Origin of the sequence: Nostoc sp. CHAB 5836, from assembly GCF_020829445.1 — a bacterium.
Lineage (GTDB): Bacteria > Cyanobacteriota > Cyanobacteriia > Cyanobacteriales > Nostocaceae > Nostoc.
The window spans coordinates 23,729-40,274 of sequence record NZ_JAIVFV010000004.1 but is presented as its reverse complement, the minus strand read 5'-3'; the positions used below and the strand labels follow the sequence as shown (position 1 = coordinate 40,274).

The 16,546-nt window shown below is 44.5% G+C and carries 15 protein-coding genes; 10 read left to right on the top strand and 5 right to left on the bottom strand.

Going from position 1 to position 16,546, the window contains the following annotated elements:
- Positions 1 to 66 precede the first annotated feature (66 nt).
- A complete protein-coding gene (locus LC605_RS01660; RefSeq protein WP_229545845.1) occupies positions 67 to 324 on the top strand; it encodes a hypothetical protein in 258 nt (85 codons plus the stop codon).
- 31 nt (positions 325 to 355) lie between these two features.
- Positions 356 to 673 carry a hypothetical protein gene (locus tag LC605_RS01655; RefSeq protein WP_229545844.1) on the top strand — a complete coding sequence of 106 codons (318 nt, stop codon included), beginning with the start codon at positions 356 to 358 and terminating at the stop codon, positions 671 to 673.
- Positions 674 to 1,480: 807 nt separating this feature from the next.
- Here the strand turns inward: LC605_RS01655 and LC605_RS01650 are convergent.
- Positions 1,481 to 2,188, bottom strand: coding sequence for a phosphorylase (locus tag LC605_RS01650; RefSeq protein WP_229545843.1), 708 nt, complete (start codon positions 2,186 to 2,188; stop codon positions 1,481 to 1,483).
- Complete coding sequence (locus LC605_RS01645) at positions 2,181 to 3,035, bottom strand: ferritin-like domain-containing protein (protein ID WP_229545842.1); 855 nt, start codon at positions 3,033 to 3,035, stop codon at positions 2,181 to 2,183. The genes LC605_RS01650 and LC605_RS01645 overlap by 8 nt, the downstream gene beginning before the upstream one ends.
- 150 nt (positions 3,036 to 3,185) lie before the next feature.
- On the opposite strand from LC605_RS01645, the gene LC605_RS01640 reads away from it, so the two are divergent.
- Positions 3,186 to 5,996 carry an efflux RND transporter permease subunit gene (locus LC605_RS01640; protein ID WP_229545841.1) on the top strand — a complete coding sequence of 937 codons (2,811 nt, stop codon included), beginning with the start codon at positions 3,186 to 3,188 and terminating at the stop codon, positions 5,994 to 5,996.
- Between the two features lie 261 nt (positions 5,997 to 6,257).
- Here the strand turns inward: LC605_RS01640 and LC605_RS01635 are convergent, their stop codons facing one another.
- Positions 6,258 to 6,620: a hypothetical protein gene (locus LC605_RS01635; RefSeq protein ID WP_229545840.1), complete on the bottom strand. Its 363-nt coding sequence runs from the start codon at positions 6,618 to 6,620 to the stop codon at positions 6,258 to 6,260.
- Positions 6,621 to 7,183: 563 nt separating this feature from the next.
- On the opposite strand from LC605_RS01635, the gene LC605_RS01630 reads away from it, so the two are divergent.
- Complete coding sequence (locus tag LC605_RS01630; protein WP_229545839.1) at positions 7,184 to 7,597, top strand: hypothetical protein; 414 nt, start codon at positions 7,184 to 7,186, stop codon at positions 7,595 to 7,597.
- Positions 7,598 to 7,883: 286 nt separating this feature from the next.
- Here the strand turns inward: LC605_RS01630 and LC605_RS01625 are convergent, their stop codons facing one another.
- Complete coding sequence (locus tag LC605_RS01625; RefSeq protein WP_229545838.1) at positions 7,884 to 9,017, bottom strand: WD40 repeat domain-containing protein; 1,134 nt, start codon at positions 9,015 to 9,017, stop codon at positions 7,884 to 7,886.
- 18 nt (positions 9,018 to 9,035) lie between these two features.
- Positions 9,036 to 9,416 (bottom strand): hypothetical protein, encoded by a 381-nt coding sequence (locus LC605_RS01620; protein WP_229545837.1) that lies wholly within the window; start codon positions 9,414 to 9,416, stop codon positions 9,036 to 9,038.
- A gap of 556 nt (positions 9,417 to 9,972) precedes the next feature.
- Between LC605_RS01620 and hpnA the strand changes: the two genes are divergently transcribed.
- The 6 genes from hpnA (at position 9,973) to LC605_RS01590 (ending at position 16,496) form a co-directional block, all read left to right on the top strand.
- The gene (gene hpnA, locus LC605_RS01615) at positions 9,973 to 10,968 is read left to right on the top strand and encodes a hopanoid-associated sugar epimerase (RefSeq protein ID WP_229545836.1); all 996 of its coding nucleotides are present in this window, start codon (positions 9,973 to 9,975) and stop codon (positions 10,966 to 10,968) included.
- A 165-nt stretch (positions 10,969 to 11,133) separates the two neighbouring features.
- Positions 11,134 to 12,153 carry an adenosyl-hopene transferase HpnH gene (gene hpnH, locus LC605_RS01610; protein ID WP_229545883.1) on the top strand — a complete coding sequence of 340 codons (1,020 nt, stop codon included), beginning with the start codon at positions 11,134 to 11,136 and terminating at the stop codon, positions 12,151 to 12,153.
- Between the two features lie 1,038 nt (positions 12,154 to 13,191).
- Positions 13,192 to 13,713, top strand: a complete 522-nt coding sequence (locus LC605_RS01605) for a phycocyanin subunit beta (protein WP_229545835.1) — start codon at positions 13,192 to 13,194, stop codon at positions 13,711 to 13,713.
- A gap of 92 nt (positions 13,714 to 13,805) precedes the next feature.
- Positions 13,806 to 14,297, top strand: coding sequence for a phycocyanin subunit alpha (cpcA, locus tag LC605_RS01600; protein WP_229545834.1), 492 nt, complete (start codon positions 13,806 to 13,808; stop codon positions 14,295 to 14,297).
- 164 nt (positions 14,298 to 14,461) lie between these two features.
- Positions 14,462 to 15,274: a phycobilisome linker polypeptide gene (locus tag LC605_RS01595; protein ID WP_229545833.1), complete on the top strand. Its 813-nt coding sequence runs from the start codon at positions 14,462 to 14,464 to the stop codon at positions 15,272 to 15,274.
- A 352-nt stretch (positions 15,275 to 15,626) separates the two neighbouring features.
- Complete coding sequence (locus LC605_RS01590; protein ID WP_229545832.1) at positions 15,627 to 16,496, top strand: phycobilisome linker polypeptide; 870 nt, start codon at positions 15,627 to 15,629, stop codon at positions 16,494 to 16,496.
- The last annotated feature ends 50 nt before the right edge of the window (positions 16,497 to 16,546 follow it).

The following is a 16,546-nucleotide window of genomic DNA, read 5'->3' as shown; positions in this document are numbered from 1 at the left end:
ACCAGATGTCTAATATTTACGAGCAAAAAATTAATTCTTCTATCCTAAATATCTGGATTTTGACAGATGACAAAAATTATCTTAGCTTTAACCACAGAGTCTATATTGTTGAGGAGTCAAAAGCATTTGGCTTTACCCGCATTTCTGACAAGTTCTGTCATGTCTGCGACGTGCTACGCTTATGCATTGACGACAACCTTTAGCCCGACTATGTTTTGGACTTTTTTGACGGGCAAGAATTTTGATGCTGATTGTGAAGTGATATTACGAAGCTTGCAAAAATATTTAGATATTGTCTACAAGGCAAGCATGGTTCTAACGTAGAACCTATTAGGAGAGACTTGAGGCAAATGTGATGAGCGGAAATAATATTCAAAAGTATCGGTTTGTCTGTACCCTGACTTTCGGTGATATTTACGGTCAAATAATTGTTTGGTTAATTACAATTACCCTAAGTTTGGCTTCAGCCTTGGCGCTCATGGGTGCCAAGCGACCTGTGTATGCTTTAGCAACAGCGGGTCTTGTCGTTCTGCTATCGCTACCTTTTTTGTTGTTTGCGTTTGTTACTACCTTGTTAAATCATATTGAAGTTATGCCTGTAGGCCCAGGAACCAAAATGGAACCTATACCAGGTAATGTGTCTCAGCAACAACCTGTACAAGCAACTAACTAGGTGACGTCTCCTACACTGAAGCTTGATGGGTTTCAGTGTAGGCTTCCCAAATACTGCAATCAGTAAAAATAGTTTCATTGCGGTGACAGAGAATCATTGAAGTGTTTTGTGGGCTTTTTCAGCTATGCACGATCATATTTCAATTCCTCATGGAAGCAAAACCTCTTTTCGGTTTTTTGAACAGAAATGTTCTCCCGCAGTCCCCACCTAAAAATACTTGGAAATGTTTACATTTTAGGTGGGGTTAGGGAGAACCAAAATAAAAGTGAATCTTCATTGTAGTAGAATAATACTGGTACGGCAAAGCGAAATTTCGTAGAGGCACGACCATTTACAGCAATTATTTAGGAATTGCTAGTTTTTCTGGGGTTTGGGTAGACAAAAGTTTCTACGATTCACTGAGGACGCCAGTATGCCTGGGAACGCTTAGAAGTCTTTTGGCTTCAAAAGCGTAAGAATCCCCAACCATAATCGCAAGATTTGGTTGGCGATGCGTTCAAACGCAACAGATTATTTCTGCCTATAGCCCAATACGCTTGGGTTAAGGCTAAAACTCTTTGCCAAAGTCAATTTTTTTAACGAACCGCCATCGCGTAGGGTCTCCCCTTGGGAGAAGGACGCCAAGGACGCAAAGAAAGAGAACAAAGAGAACAAAGAAATGCTTAACCCAAGTGTATTGGCCTATAGGCCAATACACTTGGGTTAAGCCGTAAAAATAAATTTGCGTAGGTTGGGTTGAGGAACGAAACCCAACATTTTCGGGCATTTGTTGGGTTTCACGACCTTCAACCCAACCTACAATTATCCTTAACCCAAGCGTATTGGCTTATAGCCGGAAAAGAGCAGATTTGTAACTTGCTGTAATACGTTTAATGCTGTTAATGAACCTCGAATCAGCCGAATAGCGGCGAGGGGTTGTCGAAGCATTGCTGTAGCTAAAGGCAAAGGGTTTAGGGAGCCATCAGAGTTAATTGCTGATGTGAGATCGGGAATATTATGGTGACAATCGTCGCTGACTACTCGCAGCATTGCCACGGCTACTCCAGCTGCATTGAAAAACTCTAAGGCGGTAAATCCTTCCATGTCAACAACATCAGCCGCTAAAGTCTCACCCAAACGGCGTTTTTCGGCAGCAGACCAAATTAGGCGATCGCTTGTCAATGACTTGACTAAGTTTAGTGGAGAGTGGGAAGTGAGGAGTGATGAGTGCAATTGTGCTGTAAAAGTGCGATCGCATTCTTGCTGCTTCCCCTGATAAATACAATCTTCATACAGCACAATATCACCAACTGTGTAGCGATCGCTCAAGCTGCCACATATACCCATAATCAGCACTCTGGATTTTGGAGTCAGAAATTGTCCTTGTTGGAGATATTTGAGCAAAGGCTTCATCCCAACAGGTATGGCTACTACCGTTGGGATGGAGCCAGTCAGGCCGCTTAATCCGCGACAGACAGCTTGATATTCTGCTCCTTGGGGCACCAGAATTGTATTGATGGGCAAAAAATTAGACACTAGCCTTCTCGACAGTTTCAAGTTTGCGTTTGGGTATTAACTCGAAGGTGCGCAGGGCGATGGTACCAAGTCTAGGTAGTAATTGCGGTTGAAGTAATCGGGCGTCATACTTGCTCATCCGGCGCTGATTTTCCGATAGACAAATGCTGAGAAATTTTTCGATTGTCAGGTCTTTGGTAAAGATGTCAGTACCTGTGGCGGCGAAGCCAGTTCTACTTGAGTCATCATTGCCAAAGACAGCAATCAGATTGCTGAGTGCCTTGCCGTAGTGCCAGAGGGTTTTGACGCTCCGCAGTGGGGTAAATCCTTGGCCACGATGAATTTGTGTATAGGTAAACCAGTTGACAAAAAAGACAATATGGCGTGTCTCTTCGTCTATGATGGGATCAAAGATGGTGAAGATTGACTCTGGAAAAACATTAGCTTCACGGGCGATCGCAAATAGCCCGTAAGCAAAGAAGGTATCTAGGCACTCTTCAAAGCCAAAGCGCGTAAAGACTGGCTCAATATTTTGGGGAACTTGAATGGGTTGACGTTCTGGCAGTTCGATGCCGTAACGGTCAATTAATGTTTGGAGTAGGCGGGCGTGGCGTAATTCTTCTCTACCTTGGAGGGCGATCGCAGTTTGTAAAATCGGATCGCTCACCGTGGCTGCGTAACCACTAACTATTGCTCCGGCTTGTCGCTCTGTATCCAGAGCTTTCTCCCAGAAGGGTATACTGCGTAGGAAGGTCAAGGCTGTATCGTCCAAAACTGGCCACGGGAGATTCTCAGGCTCGTATTCCCTGTAGCTTTCCATAAAGCTCCGGCAGAATAATTCCTTATGCTCAACAGAACCAAGTTTCATCTTTGAAGTTTCCTTTCCGATTAAAGATTGGGTCATATCTGAGTAACAATAAGTGATATTGCTGTTTAGTTGTAGCCAAAACTCGCAAACAGAAGGTCATTGCTGTAGCATGACTAAATAATTGTGTCACCCACACGATAATTTTCCAAGATGGTAAAGCTTCATAACTCCAAATCCGCACGAGAAGTTTTCAATATTTCCAAATTGGCAATTCAATTTTCGTGGCTGACGGTGAGTTTTTGGATTGCCGTAACGGTAGCTGGTGTTCTGGCTTTCAGTTCCCTGAAGTATGCTTTGTTTCCAGATATTACCTTTCCAGTGGTGGTTGTCAATGCTACAGCCCCTCTGACAACAGCCCTGGATACAGAGGCGAAGCTCACTAAACCCCTAGAAGAACGCCTCCGCTCTTTAGAAGGATTGGAGAATATCCGCTCATCTACTTATCCGAGTCAAACTGCTGTTAGCCTTGCTTTTGCCGTTGGGACGAATCTAGAAACATCGACCAAAAAGGTTGAAACTGCTCTCAAGCAGTTGACTCTACCGAAAGGAGCAACTAACAAAATTATTCCCTTGAATTTAAACGAGTCAGCTGCCATTAGCTATGCCATAGAGAGTCCGACGCGGAATCTCAAAGATTTGACGAAGTTGGTGCAAGATGAGATTGTGAGTGCGATCGCTAAACTACCAGGAGTTCTGAAAGTCTCACTACTGGGTGCTGCTACTCCAACTCCTTTGGTAAATCCAGCCAGTGCTACTCTCCCCCAAACCGGGGCGACATTAGTACGGTTTAATGGTCAAGATGCCCTGGCATTTCAGGTAATCAAACGGGGCAATGCTAACACCTTGGAAGTAGTGAGTCGAGTTGAAAAAGAAGTTCAAAGGCTACGCTCAACCCTTAAGGATGTCAACCTCACCTTAGCTGCCACCCAAGCAGAATATATCCGCCAAGCCACCCAGTCAACAATCGATGCACTAATAGAAGCCATCGTCTTGTCCATAGTGGTAATTTTCCCTTTTTTATGGAACTGGCGAGCAACTCTCATCTCTGCCTTGGCAATTCCTACGTCTTTGTTGGCGACATTTATCGTCATGGCAATTTTCGGCTTCAACCTAGAGACAATCACCCTGCTGGCTTTAGCTTTGGTCATTGGTAGTATTGTTGATGATGCGATCGTGGATGTGGAAAACATCATGCGACACGTCGATGATGGGGAAACTCCTCGTCAAGCAGCGCTTTTAGCTACAAATGAGATTGGGTTGACAGTCACCGCCGCCACTTTGACAGCAGTAGCAGTTTTTCTGCCCATAGGTTTGATGGGTGGGGTAATCGGTCAGTTTTTCAAGCCTTTCGGCATCACTGTTTCAGCCGCGATGCTTGCTTCCATGCTAGTTGCTCGGACTTTATCTCCAGTTCTAGCTATCTACTGGCTGAAACCTCAATCCTCCCTCTCCCCGCGTCGGGAAGCAAAAATCTGGGTAGCATTTACCCAATCTTACAGAAATTTGCTGAGTTGGTCTTTAAATCATCGCAAGATAGTTATCGGGTTAGCTGCACTCAGCTTCATCGCAGGAATAGCACTAATTCCACTAATTCCCAAAGGGTTCATTCCCAAACTCGATCGCGGCGAGTTTAATATTGCTTACACAGCTCCTTTACCAAGTATCCCCGAAGGAGTAGGGGGAGCAGGGGGAGATGAGGGAGTAGGGGGAGATGAGGGAGCAGGGGGAGATGAGGGAGCAGGGGGAGATGAGGGAGCAGGGGGAGATGAGGGAGCAGGGGGAGAAAAATTAACTCCCTCATCCCCCTCATCCCCCTCATCCCCCTCATCCCCCTCACCCCCCTCACCCCCCTCATCCCCCTCATCCCCCTCATCCCCCATTCCCAATCCTTTAAATGATTCTCTCGATGTTGCGAAGAAACTAGAAGAGGTTGTGAGAAAATCACCGGCAGTTGAAACGGTATTTACCACTGTCGGTTCTCGTGAGGGTGAGCCGAACAAGGGGATACTATATGTAAAGTTAAAGAAAGACCGCACAATCACAACTGGGGAACTACAAGACCAGTTACGCTCATCCTTACCGACTCTTTCTGGGGTAACTACTAGTGTTGAAGATATTCAATTTGTCGATTCCGGCGGTCAAAAACCTCTGCAAGTGGCATTACGCGGTAATGATCTCCAAGCTTTAAGCAAAGCAGTCAAGGCAATTAAAGAGAGAATTCAGAGACTACCAGGATTCGCTGATGTGACAGTTACAGGTGAAACGAATCCACAGGGCACGGTTTTTCAGATCGAGCGTCTAAATAATCAGCGCGTGGCGTACATCAGTGCTAATCTTGGCAAGGATCTATCCTTGGGTGATGCCACGGACAAAGTGGTAGCTGAAGCAAAGGCGGTATTACCCCCTAATGTTTCCTTAAATTTAGGAGGAGACTCTGCTAGCCAAGGTGAGGTTTTTAGCAGTTTCGGCAGTACTTTGGCTCTATCTGCCCTGTGTATTGTTGTGGTACTAATTTTACTATTCAAAAGCTGGGTAGACCCTCTGGTGATTGGTGTCTCTTTGCCCTTGGCACTGGTGGGGGCCATGTTAGCACTACTAATCACCAAAAGCGACTTTGGCATGATTTCACTGATCGGTTTCGTCTTTTTGCTGGGGCTGGCAAATAAAAATGCCATTTTGCTTGTAGATTACATTAACCAGTTACGCAAGGCTGGCTTAGACCGCACCGAGGCCATCCTCAACACCGGACTAGTGCGCCTCAGACCAATTATGATGACCACCGCCTCCACTATTTTAGGGATGCTACCGATCGCCTTGGGTTTGGGTGCTGGTTCCGAATTGCGATCGCCTATGGCTGTTGCGATCGCTGGTGGACTCGTAAGTTCAACTATCCTCAGTTTGATTGTTGTGCCAGTAGTCTACGCCATTTTGGATGATTGGTTTCCCCGCAATAAATTTTAGATTTTCCTGGGGAACGCTGCGCGTATAGCGGTTCTCGGCAAGTGTGAAGCACAATTTTGACCTCACTTCCATTCCTCTCTCCTTTTAGGAAAGAGGCAATGAAATTGTTCCCCCTTCCCGCAACGGGTTGGAGGTTAGGCAATACTGCGTAGGTTTTGCCCAAAAACCTTAACCCGTGTAGGTTGGGTTGAGGAACGAAACCCAACCTACAGGGGGGCTTTGTTGGGTAACGCATTGCCTCAACCCAACCTACGATTTTCTTTAAGTATTAGTCAAAACCATACTTTGACGCATAGTACGCTTGCGATCGCTCTTTCGCGTACCTCCAGCCATTTGATACTCATGGCTATTATTACCAAACTTATAAGCAATCCCACGTAAAATATTTTCAGAATAGTCTGCTAAATCTTGTTCATATTCGACAATCTGAGTTAATAAAACATCAATAGTAGAGAGGGTGGTATTGTATGCTTCCAGAGATTTTCGGAGGCTTTCGATTTTTTGTGTATAATCTTGAACCGTCAACCCTTCTCCTACATCTAGAGTTGGACTAATAGATTTAATGCTTGCTAGACGTATCTCAGCTTTATCAAGCATACGTGAATTGCGTTTTTTCCTTGCCATAATTAATACTCATCTTCCGAATTTACCCTAACTCTATAGTGGACAATTGTTTAAGGCGTTGTCATACGTAAAATTGTTGATTTTTATGAAAAAATCTAACAAAGCCAAAACCACTCAAGTAGACCTTGCACCCCACCCCTTAAACCAATTCGCAATTCGCTTTTTCGCTCATTCGCAATTACGTTTTGTGACGGGGATTTAGACCCCAACACAAAACGTGCTGCCTATATTGCTGGGGACTTAAACCCCCAAAGTTCGTTAATCCCCTCCCCGCTTGCAGGGCTACGGTGTACACACAAGTTATCGAATCACTACAAGTTCTCGAATTACCCCACCCTAACCCTCCCCGTATGTATTGGGGAGGGAACTAGATTTTCTTGTTTCCCCCCAATACATCGGGGGGATTAAGGGGGGTAAAACCCGGATCTCAAAGTAACTCCGATTTGTGTGTACACCGTAGCCTCCCCTGCTTATCCGAGCAGTATTGGGGTTCTTCGGGTTCTAAGCGTCGCTCCCCCCCAACCCCCCTTAAAAAGCTACGGTGTATGCACAAGTGACTTATTTTGCTCAAAGCCCTCTCAGACCTAACAAGAACAGCCCCAACCCTCGAAAGGGTTGGGGAGCCAATCTTCAAAGCCCCTCTCCGCCTCGGAGAGGGGTTTGGGGAGAGGTCTGCCGACTTGTGTATACACGGTAGCGATAAATTGGGGGGCAAATTAACTAACGTCAAGGCGGAAGCTGCTACAGACTGCGCGAAATACTTAAATGTGAAGGCAGAAGTTGTTACACAAAAGACAGAAGTTACTTCAGAGAAGGCGGAAGTTACTTCAGGGAAGGCGGAAGTTACTTCAGGGAAAGCGGAAGTTACTTCAGGGAAAGCGGAAGTTACTTCAGGGAAGGCGGAAGTTACTTCAAGGAATGCAAAACAAAGAAATTTGTCAGTATATGAAGTTTTCGACCACTTTTGTTCATGGTGAGGGTTCACCACTGCTGTAGGACTTATACCAATTTTTTATGAAGCTGCATAGAATTCGATCCCCACTAGCCCACGCCAGTCGCTCCACTTGCAATACTGCACGCTTTGTGAATATTCGTAGGTTGGGTTGAGGCAATGCGTTACCCAACAAACCCCGCTCTTCGGTTGGGTTGAGGAACGAAACCCAACCTACACATTTTTATTTTTTAGCCAAAACCTGCGCAGTATTGGGGTTGGGGGGATCTCCGAGAATCAAACATACTAACCCAGCAGTATTGCCCTGCCTCCTACTTCTTGCCTATACCGTCGCACAAGTGCTTGTCACCCACGCTGACATTAGGATTATTTTGTAAATAACCGCGTATTGAATCACAATTGTTCTGCATTAAAGAGTCTAATTCTAAGCCTGGAAGATTCCAGAGTTTGATTGTGTTGTCTTCACTGCCAGAAGCCAAAGTCTTGCCGTCGGGGCTAAAACTCACGCTATTGACACTGTTACTATGCCCATTGAGGGTGCGGATTTCCTTGTCTGTCTCTAGATTCCAGAGTTTGATTGTGTTGTCAGCACTGCCAGAAGCCAAAGTCTTGCCGTCGGGGCTAAAACTCACGCTATAGACATATTCACTATGCCCCTTGAGGGTGCGGATTTCCTTGCCTGTCTCTAGATTCCAGAGTTTGATTGTGTTGTCAGCACTGCCAGAAGCCAAAGTCTTGCCGTCGGGGCTAAAACTCACGCTATAGACAATTTCACTATGCCCTTCCAAGCGGTTGCGCTCTCTTCCTTGAAAACGAACTGTCTCCAAGGCATTGAATGCCTCTATGTTAGTTGCGTGTTGGCTTTGGAGGATTTTTCCTGCCTTGATTGCTTGGATAAAAGCTTCCAATTGTTTATTTTCATTAAATAGAGACAAGGAATATCGAGCAAGAGATTCGGCTTGATTCAGTTCCGATTGGTTTTTCTGATTCCATGCTATCAAACCCAATCCCGCGCTAATTACTACCGCTACCAGCGAACCCGCAGCAATCCCCCAGGCGGTTCTAATTTCCCGCTTTCTGCGGGCTGCTTCGGCTTGTTTGAGGCGCTGTTGTTCTTGGATGCTCTGCTCGATAAATTCTTGCTCATCAATTAAGTCTTCTGGGCGTTCCTTGAGTTTTTCTTCTGCTTCCGCCAAAGCTGCACCACGCAACAATGACCCTAAATCTCGATTCGTTGCTTCCCATTGTCCCTTTGTTGACCGCAGTCGCTCTTGCCAAGCTCTAAAAACGCGGTTTGTATTCATCCATTCTCGCAGTTCTCCCCAATTACGAATCAAAGCTTCTCTGTAGTAAAAATAGTTGTGGATAATGTTGTGATTACCAACCTGAGCGCCCTTAACTTCTCCTTGAAACTCTGTATAGTTCTTAGGGCTATCTTCAGTCATTCAAAACTCCGGTGGCTGTTAGCTAAATTTATTTTCTTGTGTGTTGCGATCGCCAACCTGAATCCCCTTCACTTCGCCTTGAAATACTGTGTTATACTTACCTGTTGCTGACTCTTCAGGCTTTTCTTGTTTGAGTAACTCCTGCGCCAACTTAATAATTTCTGCATCCTGATCAACACCAGCTTCAGCTAATTTCTTTTTAAGTGGTGCTTCATAAGTTTCAGGATCTGTTTCGTGTTCTTCCAGAACCATTTGTGCTTTTGGTTCACTTTCAAACTTCTTCTTAATCAACGTTTTCAATCCCTGATAGGCATCTTTAACGGCTGTTCCTGCGGTATCTTTAGCAGCAGCGATCGCACCAGCGCCTAAAGCTGTAATATTTAGAGAAATAGGATCCATAGTTAATTTTTAACAATTTTTAACAGTAAAAATACTTATGTTTGAGATTTATATTATCACGGGATGTCCAACTTATTACTTGCAGTGTGAGTTCATTGGTGACCATAGGTGTCAACTTAAGGTGAAAGTTATGTCCCGCAAGGAACTGAAGTTCCTTGCTCATAGCGAAAGTCATCTAAAAGATGACTAAATAATCGGGAAAATCTTTAGTCTACTGAAGTAGACTTTAGCTAAAAGCCAAAGAACTTTCGTTCAAGGCGGGTGACGAAGCCAACAGATAGGCATTTGTAGGCTTTTGTTGACACCAATGATCTTTCTTCAAAGCCCCTCTGTGCTTCGGAGAGGGGTTTGGGGAGAGGTCTGCCGACTTGTACATACACGGTAGCCATCAATTGGGGGGCAAAACCTTTCAAAGTCCCCCTTAAAAAGGGGGATTTAGGGGGATCTATAACGTTTTGCTACCAAGAAGAGGACTTTTCAAACATCCTCTGATATCATGCCCACCTACTTACTTACTAAACCCGAAGGCGGACATCTATGAGAGGTTGTTTGAAAAGTGGTTAGGGGTGATTTTGTTTTTGTCACAGGGGGGACGGGTTTTATTGGTGCCCACTTAGTACGCTTGTTGCTGCAAGAGGGTTACACAGTTAAAGCACTGGTACGCCCTAGCAGTAACCTAGAGAATCTACGCGGCTTGGAGGTGGAAATTGTCAAAGGCGATTTAAATTCACCAAATCTCTGGCGGCAAATGGTAGGTTGTCAATACCTATTTCATGTGGCAGCCCATTATTCCCTCTGGCAAGCAGATAAGGAATTACTCTATCTTCACAATGTGCAAGGTACGCGCAATGTGTTGGCAGCAGCTAGCAAAGCTGGGATTGAGCGCACCGTTTACACCAGCTCAGTGGCAGCAATTGGGGTAGGATCATTAGGGGAAGTTGTGGATGAAACACATCAAAGCCCCTTAGTTCAGTTGGTGGGTAACTACAAAAAGTCGAAGTTTCTGGCTGAACAAGCAGCTATGCAAGCCGCCGATACAGGTCAGGAGGTAGTTATAGTCAATCCCAGTAGCCCCATTGGATCGTTGGATATCAAACCGACCCCCACAGGTGATATAATCTTACGGTTTTTGCAGAGGCAAATGCCCTTTTACTTAGATACTGGTTTGAATTTTATTGATGTGCGGGATGTGGCATGGGGACATTTACTAGCTTTGCAGCACGGGAAATCAGGCGATCGCTATATACTAGGTCATCAAAACCTCAGTCTCAAACAACTACTTGAACAACTCGCCGAGATTACCGGACTGAGTGCCCCTCAACGAACTTTACCCCCTTGGTTGCCCCTTAGTGTTGCCTGGGTTGATGAAAAGATTCTCGCACCACTGGGAAAATCGCCCTCAGTGCCATTGGATGGGGTTCGGATGGCAAAACAACCTATGTATTACAATGGGGCAAAAGCTGTACGAGAGTTGGGTCTACCTCAATCTTCGCTGAAAGCAGCACTTAAGGATGCTGTCGATTGGTTTGTTGCTCAGGGTTACGTTAAGTAGGTCGGCGCAATTAAAGATAACTGGTAATGGCTGTCATTTGTCCTTAGTCATTGGTAAGGGTTTTAAGCCTATTTACGTTTAGTCACATAGTTTGATTTATTTTCACCGACTTACTTAAGTGAAAAATGTGGTGTGTTTATATCTACAAGAGGAGCGATCGCAACAATGGCAGTTAATCTACAACAAGCTATGGATATTGGGAAGTATCTGGTTACGCAGCGTCTGAAAGGACGTAAACGCTTCCCCTTAGTATTGATGTTGGAACCTCTTTTTCGCTGTAATCTAGCCTGCACTGGTTGTGGTAAAATACAACATCCCAAGGAAATTTTAAAGCAAAATCTCACCCCAGAACAGTGCTTTGCCGCAGTGGAAGAGTGCGGCGCACCGGTTGTCTCAATTCCTGGGGGAGAACCTTTGCTACATCCCCAGATTGATGAGATTGTTCGGGGGTTAATTGAGCGCAAGAAGTATATTTACTTGTGTACCAATGCGTTATTGTTAGAAAAGAGCCTGGATAAGTTTCAACCTTCCCCTTACCTGACTTTCAGCGTGCATTTAGATGGGATGCGAGAGTTGCACGATTATTGCGTTGATCGCAAAGGTGTTTTTGATATTGCTGTCAAAGGGATTCGCGCCGCTAAAGCTAAAGGCTTTCGTGTTACAACTAACACAACTATCTTTGAAGGTACTCAGCCCAAAGATATGCAAGAATTCTTCGACTTTCTAGAAACATTAAATACTGACGGGATGATGATTTCTCCCGGTTACAGTTACGAGTGGGCACCAGATCAAAATCATTTTCTCCATCGAGAACAAACTCGCGCCCTGTTCCGGGAAATTCTGGCTCCATACAAAGCTGGTGAAAAAAACTGGAACTTCAATCATAATCCGCTGTTCCTAGATTTTCTCATTGGTGAGAAGGACTACGAATGCACACCTTGGGGTAGCCCTAGTTATAGCGTTCTCGGTTGGCAAAAACCCTGCTATCTGCTAAACGAAGGTTATTACTCTACCTTTAAGGAATTATTGTCAGAAACTGATTGGAGTCAATACGGCCACAAGAGTGGTAATCCCAAGTGTGCTGATTGTATGGTTCACTGCGGCTACGAACCCACCGCCGCAATGGATGCAATGCAACCGCAAAATATGGCACGTGCCCTTGGCGGTGTGTTTGGCAGGAGCTAATAAGTCGTAAATGCTACATTTCAAAGGGTGCGATCGCATCCTCAATATCACGTCCACTAGACATCTGGTGAAAAAGAATTGTTTTGACGTAGCACTGCTACGTCTCTACAAGGGTTCTGCTACGTCTCTACAAGGGTTCTGGGTAACGCATATTTAATTTCTACCAGATGTCCACTTGATGATTTAGTGAACTACTCCGCCGTAAGACGGACGGAGCTTCCCAATTCATTGGGAATAGCCATCAATTACTCCGTAGTTTTTTTGGTCTAACATTCCCTCCAAGGGCAGGAGTCCTGGTTCCCAAGACCCAAATCTTTTACCCTGAGCGTAGTTGAAGGGTCTTCTTGCAACATATACCTGTGAGCTTGGTTTTCGCTTATGGCATTGATGGTCAAGACCCTATAATTCTATCAGAAAATTTTGGCGCTTCGTCATACATCCAGTATTTGTTTTTGCTTCAGCAAAAAAACAATACTGGATGCAATCCTCACCCCCCGCTCACAATCCCCACAGAGATGAGTACATTGAAGGTGGGGACTTCCACGACACGTTAAAAGGTGCGATCGGTTAGCTTTTGATTACTGCAATATCTCTGCATCAATGTAGATATTTAGTGTCAAGAACCAGAACGATACTGCTTGTCTCGTCCGCCTTTGAGCCTTTTTCAACTGTATGGTTATTTGCGTCGTCTTTTACTCGCATCTCATATTTTAAGAGAAACAAAAATGTGAAGTTATATAAATGAAATTAACAAACATCACAATAATTTGTAATAAATAATGATACGGCAGCATTGTATAAAGAGAACTTGGAAGTTAAAAACAACATCTTAATCAGGTTTTCCAGTCGTTCACAGAAGTTTGAAGTTTTTTAACAAAAGTTTTAATCTGAAAGCCTGGAGATCGTAAACTTATTACGTTGGATGTCTGTTTTCAACCTTTCGTAACTCGTCGGGCAGTGCTGACATCAAAAATCAACTGAACCATTCAGTTTTGAGTCCAATTATTCTTAACCAAGCAAATTAGGAGATTTAACGCAATGGTTTTAGATGCATTTGCAAAAGTAGTTTCCCAAGCTGATACACGTGGGGAATATCTCTCCGATGCACAATTGGATGCTTTGAGCGAACTAGTCAAAGATGGTAACAAGCGTGCAGATGCTGTTAACCGTATTACTAGCAATGCGTCAGCTCTTGTTGCTGCTGCGGCTCGTGATTTGTGGGCAGAACAACCCCAATTGATCACTCCCGGTGGTAATGCTTACACCAGCCGTCGTGCAGCTGCTTGTATCAGAGACTTGGACATCATTCTTCGCTATATCACATATGCTATCTTTGCTGGTGATTCCAGCGTGCTAGATGACCGCGCCCTCAACGGTTTGCGGGAAACCTATTTAGCATTGGGAACTCCAGGAGCATCAGTTGCTGTTGGTATTCAGAAACTGAAAGCAGCTTCCCTAGCAATTGTCAACGATACAAACAACATCACCAGAGGCGATTGCAGCGCTCTAGTATCTGAAATAGCTAGCTATTTTGATCGTGCTGCTGCTGCGGTAGCTTAAGGCAGATATTGCTGCTATTGACTGAGATAATTGTCCATCATTAGGACAAAACAAAATTTCAACCAAAAGTTTGTAAATAGGGAAATACCAAAATGACAAAAACACCTCTAACTGAAGCAATTGCATCGGCTGATTCCCAAGGACGCTATCTCAGCAGCACCGAAATTCAAGTTGCTTTTGGTCGCTTCCGTCAAGCGCCAGCTAGCTTACAAGCAGCAAAAGCATTGAGCGCTAATGCTCAACGCTTGACCGAAGGTGCTGCTCAAGCAGTATATAACAAGTTTCCTTACACCACTCAACAACAAGGCCCTAACTTCGCGTATGATGCACGCGGCAAAGGCAAGTGTGTACGTGATGTCGGCTACTACTTGCGGATTATCACATACGCTTTAGTTGTTGGTGGCACAGGCCCCTTAGATGATTTCTTGATTTCTGGCTTGGCTGAAATCAACCGGACTTTTGATCTGTCTCCTAGCTGGTACATTGAAGCTCTCAAGTACATCAAAGCTAACCACGGTCTCAGCGGTGATCCAGCTGTTGAAGCAAATTCTTACATCGACTATGTAATCAATACTCTAAGCTAGAGTGTTTCTTTAGCCCGGAGAGGAAATCAGCTCTGATGACAAGTAAGTTCTATGAGTTGTTTACCTCTTTGGGCAGTTTTATTTTCAAGAGACTGTTAAAAGACTAAAAAAAAATTTTTTCTAAAAAGTTTTCAGTTTTGCAGTTAAAACTGAGGAGGTTAAAGATGGCAGCTTTGGGACAAGCAGCAAGACTAGGGATTGGAGCATTTGAAAACTCAGCACTGGTAGAACTACGCCCCGATAGAACAGAAGCGGATGTAGCAGTGATTATCCGAGCAGCTTACCGTCAAGTTTTGGGTAATGCATATCTACTAGAAGGAGAGCGTCTGGAGAGTGCCGAATCACTGTTGCAACAAGGTACAATCTCAGTTCGGGGATTTGTGCTAGCCATTGCTCAATCGGAACTCTATCGGGATAAGTTTTTCCACTCCAACTCTCAAACTCGGTTTATCGAGTTGAATTATAAACATTTATTGGGGCGTGCCCCAGAAGATGAGTCAGAAATTTCGTACCATGTCGAGCTTTACAACTCACAAGGTTATGAAGCTGAGATTAATTCCTACATTGACTCATTAGAATATCAAGAAAGTTTTGGTGAAAATATTGTACCTTACTATCGAGGCTTTAAAAGTCAAGTAGGACTGAAAAACGTTGGATTTGGCCGACTGTTCCAACTGTATCGTGGTTATGCCAATAGCGATCGCGCTCAAGGACAAAAACAAGGACGGCTAACCTGGGAAGTGGCAAAAAATTTGGCTTCACCCATTTACCCAGTCTCCGCCGGAGCCTTAACAGGTCTCTCTACAGGTGGTCGTGGGGAAACATACCGCATCAGAGTGCTACAAGCAGCTTCCCCGAACTCAACTGTAGTACGACGGGGTACTGCGGAATTGATTGTACCCTACGAACAACTTTCTAGTAAATTGCAGCAGTTGAATCGTAAGGGTAGTAAGGTCATTAGCATTACAGCCGTATAAATAGGAGACCTCTTGCATAAATCAAACAATTTGAACCCCAAAGAGCCAAAGCTACGCTTTGTCTCCCCTCCCCAAGAGCGAGGAGGGGTTGGGGGTGGAGTGTTAGGGACTTTTGCAAGAGGTCTAGGGAATCGGGAATTAAGTTAGGAGTTAGAAGTTGAGAGTGAGGAATAAACATCTGGTGAAAAAGAATTGTTTTGACGTAGCAGTGCTACGTCTCTACAAGAGCTCTGGGTAACGCATATTTAATTTCACCAGATGTCTAATGAGAAGTCAGGAGTTTTGAATTCCTAACTCCTAACTCCTAACTCCTAACTTTTCCCAACTACCAATTACAAAAGGAGAATTACCAATGGCGATTACAACAGCAGCGTCCCGTCTGGGAACAGAACCTTTTAGTGATCAGTCTCCTGTAGAATTGCGTCCCAATGCAACCAAAGAAGACATTGAGAGAGTAATTGTTGCCATCTATCGTCAGGTTTTAGGCAACAACTACATATTGGCATCTGACCGCCTTACAAGTGCTGAATCCATCCTGCGCGATGGGAAAAATACAGTGCAAGAGTTTGTCCGTCAATTAGCTAAATCAGAACTGTACAAATCCAAGTTTTTCTACGACAATTTCCAAACTCGCGTCATTGAACTGAACTATAAACATTTGTTGGGTCGTGCCCCTTATGATGAGTCTGAGGTGGTTTATCACTTAGACTTGTACCAAAACAAGGGATATGAAGCCGACATAGATTCTTATATCGATTCGCCAGAGTATCAATCTAACTTTGGTGAAAATATTGTGCCTTACTATCGCGGTTTTCAAACCCAAACAGGACAGAAAACTGTGGGATTTAGCCGGATATTCCAACTTTATCGTGGCTATGCCAGTAGCGATACTTCCCAACTCAAAGGCAAATCCTCCCGCCTTGCTAGCGAACTAGGTCGCAATAGTGCATCTGTCGTTGTTCCCCCCTCCGGTAGCGGCTCAGGCTTTGCATACGTTGCTTCTGAAAAAGGCGTTACCCCCAACAGTACTTTCGGTGGTGCGGGAACTTTTGGCAAAGAAGGCAGACTTTACCGCATTGAAGTAGCAGGGGTTTTTGGAGCAGGGTATCCTAGCACCCGCCGTGTTAATCAAGCGGTAATTATACCATATGAAGAGCTATCTGGTTACTTCCAAAGAGTGCTAAAACAAGGTGGTAAAATTGCCAGTGTGAAGCCACTCTAGTGTCATTTGTCATTTGTCATTTGTCATTTGTCATTATAGGGAGCATCCCA

Coding starts and splice junctions, on each gene's coding strand:
- LC605_RS01660 (WP_229545845.1), top strand. CDS start 67: ATGACAAAAATTATCTTAGCTTTAACCACAGAGTCTATATTGTTGAGG.
- LC605_RS01655 (WP_229545844.1), top strand. CDS start 356: ATGAGCGGAAATAATATTCAAAAGTATCGGTTTGTCTGTACCCTGACT.
- LC605_RS01645 (WP_229545842.1), bottom strand. CDS start 3,035: ATGAAACTTGGTTCTGTTGAGCATAAGGAATTATTCTGCCGGAGCTTT.
- LC605_RS01640 (WP_229545841.1), top strand. CDS start 3,186: ATGGTAAAGCTTCATAACTCCAAATCCGCACGAGAAGTTTTCAATATT.
- LC605_RS01635 (WP_229545840.1), bottom strand. CDS start 6,620: ATGGCAAGGAAAAAACGCAATTCACGTATGCTTGATAAAGCTGAGATA.
- LC605_RS01625 (WP_229545838.1), bottom strand. CDS start 9,017: ATGACTGAAGATAGCCCTAAGAACTATACAGAGTTTCAAGGAGAAGTT.
- LC605_RS01620 (WP_229545837.1), bottom strand. CDS start 9,416: ATGGATCCTATTTCTCTAAATATTACAGCTTTAGGCGCTGGTGCGATC.
- hpnH (WP_229545883.1), top strand. CDS start 11,134: ATGGCAGTTAATCTACAACAAGCTATGGATATTGGGAAGTATCTGGTT.
- LC605_RS01605 (WP_229545835.1), top strand. CDS start 13,192: ATGGTTTTAGATGCATTTGCAAAAGTAGTTTCCCAAGCTGATACACGT.
- cpcA (WP_229545834.1), top strand. CDS start 13,806: ATGACAAAAACACCTCTAACTGAAGCAATTGCATCGGCTGATTCCCAA.
- LC605_RS01595 (WP_229545833.1), top strand. CDS start 14,462: ATGGCAGCTTTGGGACAAGCAGCAAGACTAGGGATTGGAGCATTTGAA.
- LC605_RS01590 (WP_229545832.1), top strand. CDS start 15,627: ATGGCGATTACAACAGCAGCGTCCCGTCTGGGAACAGAACCTTTTAGT.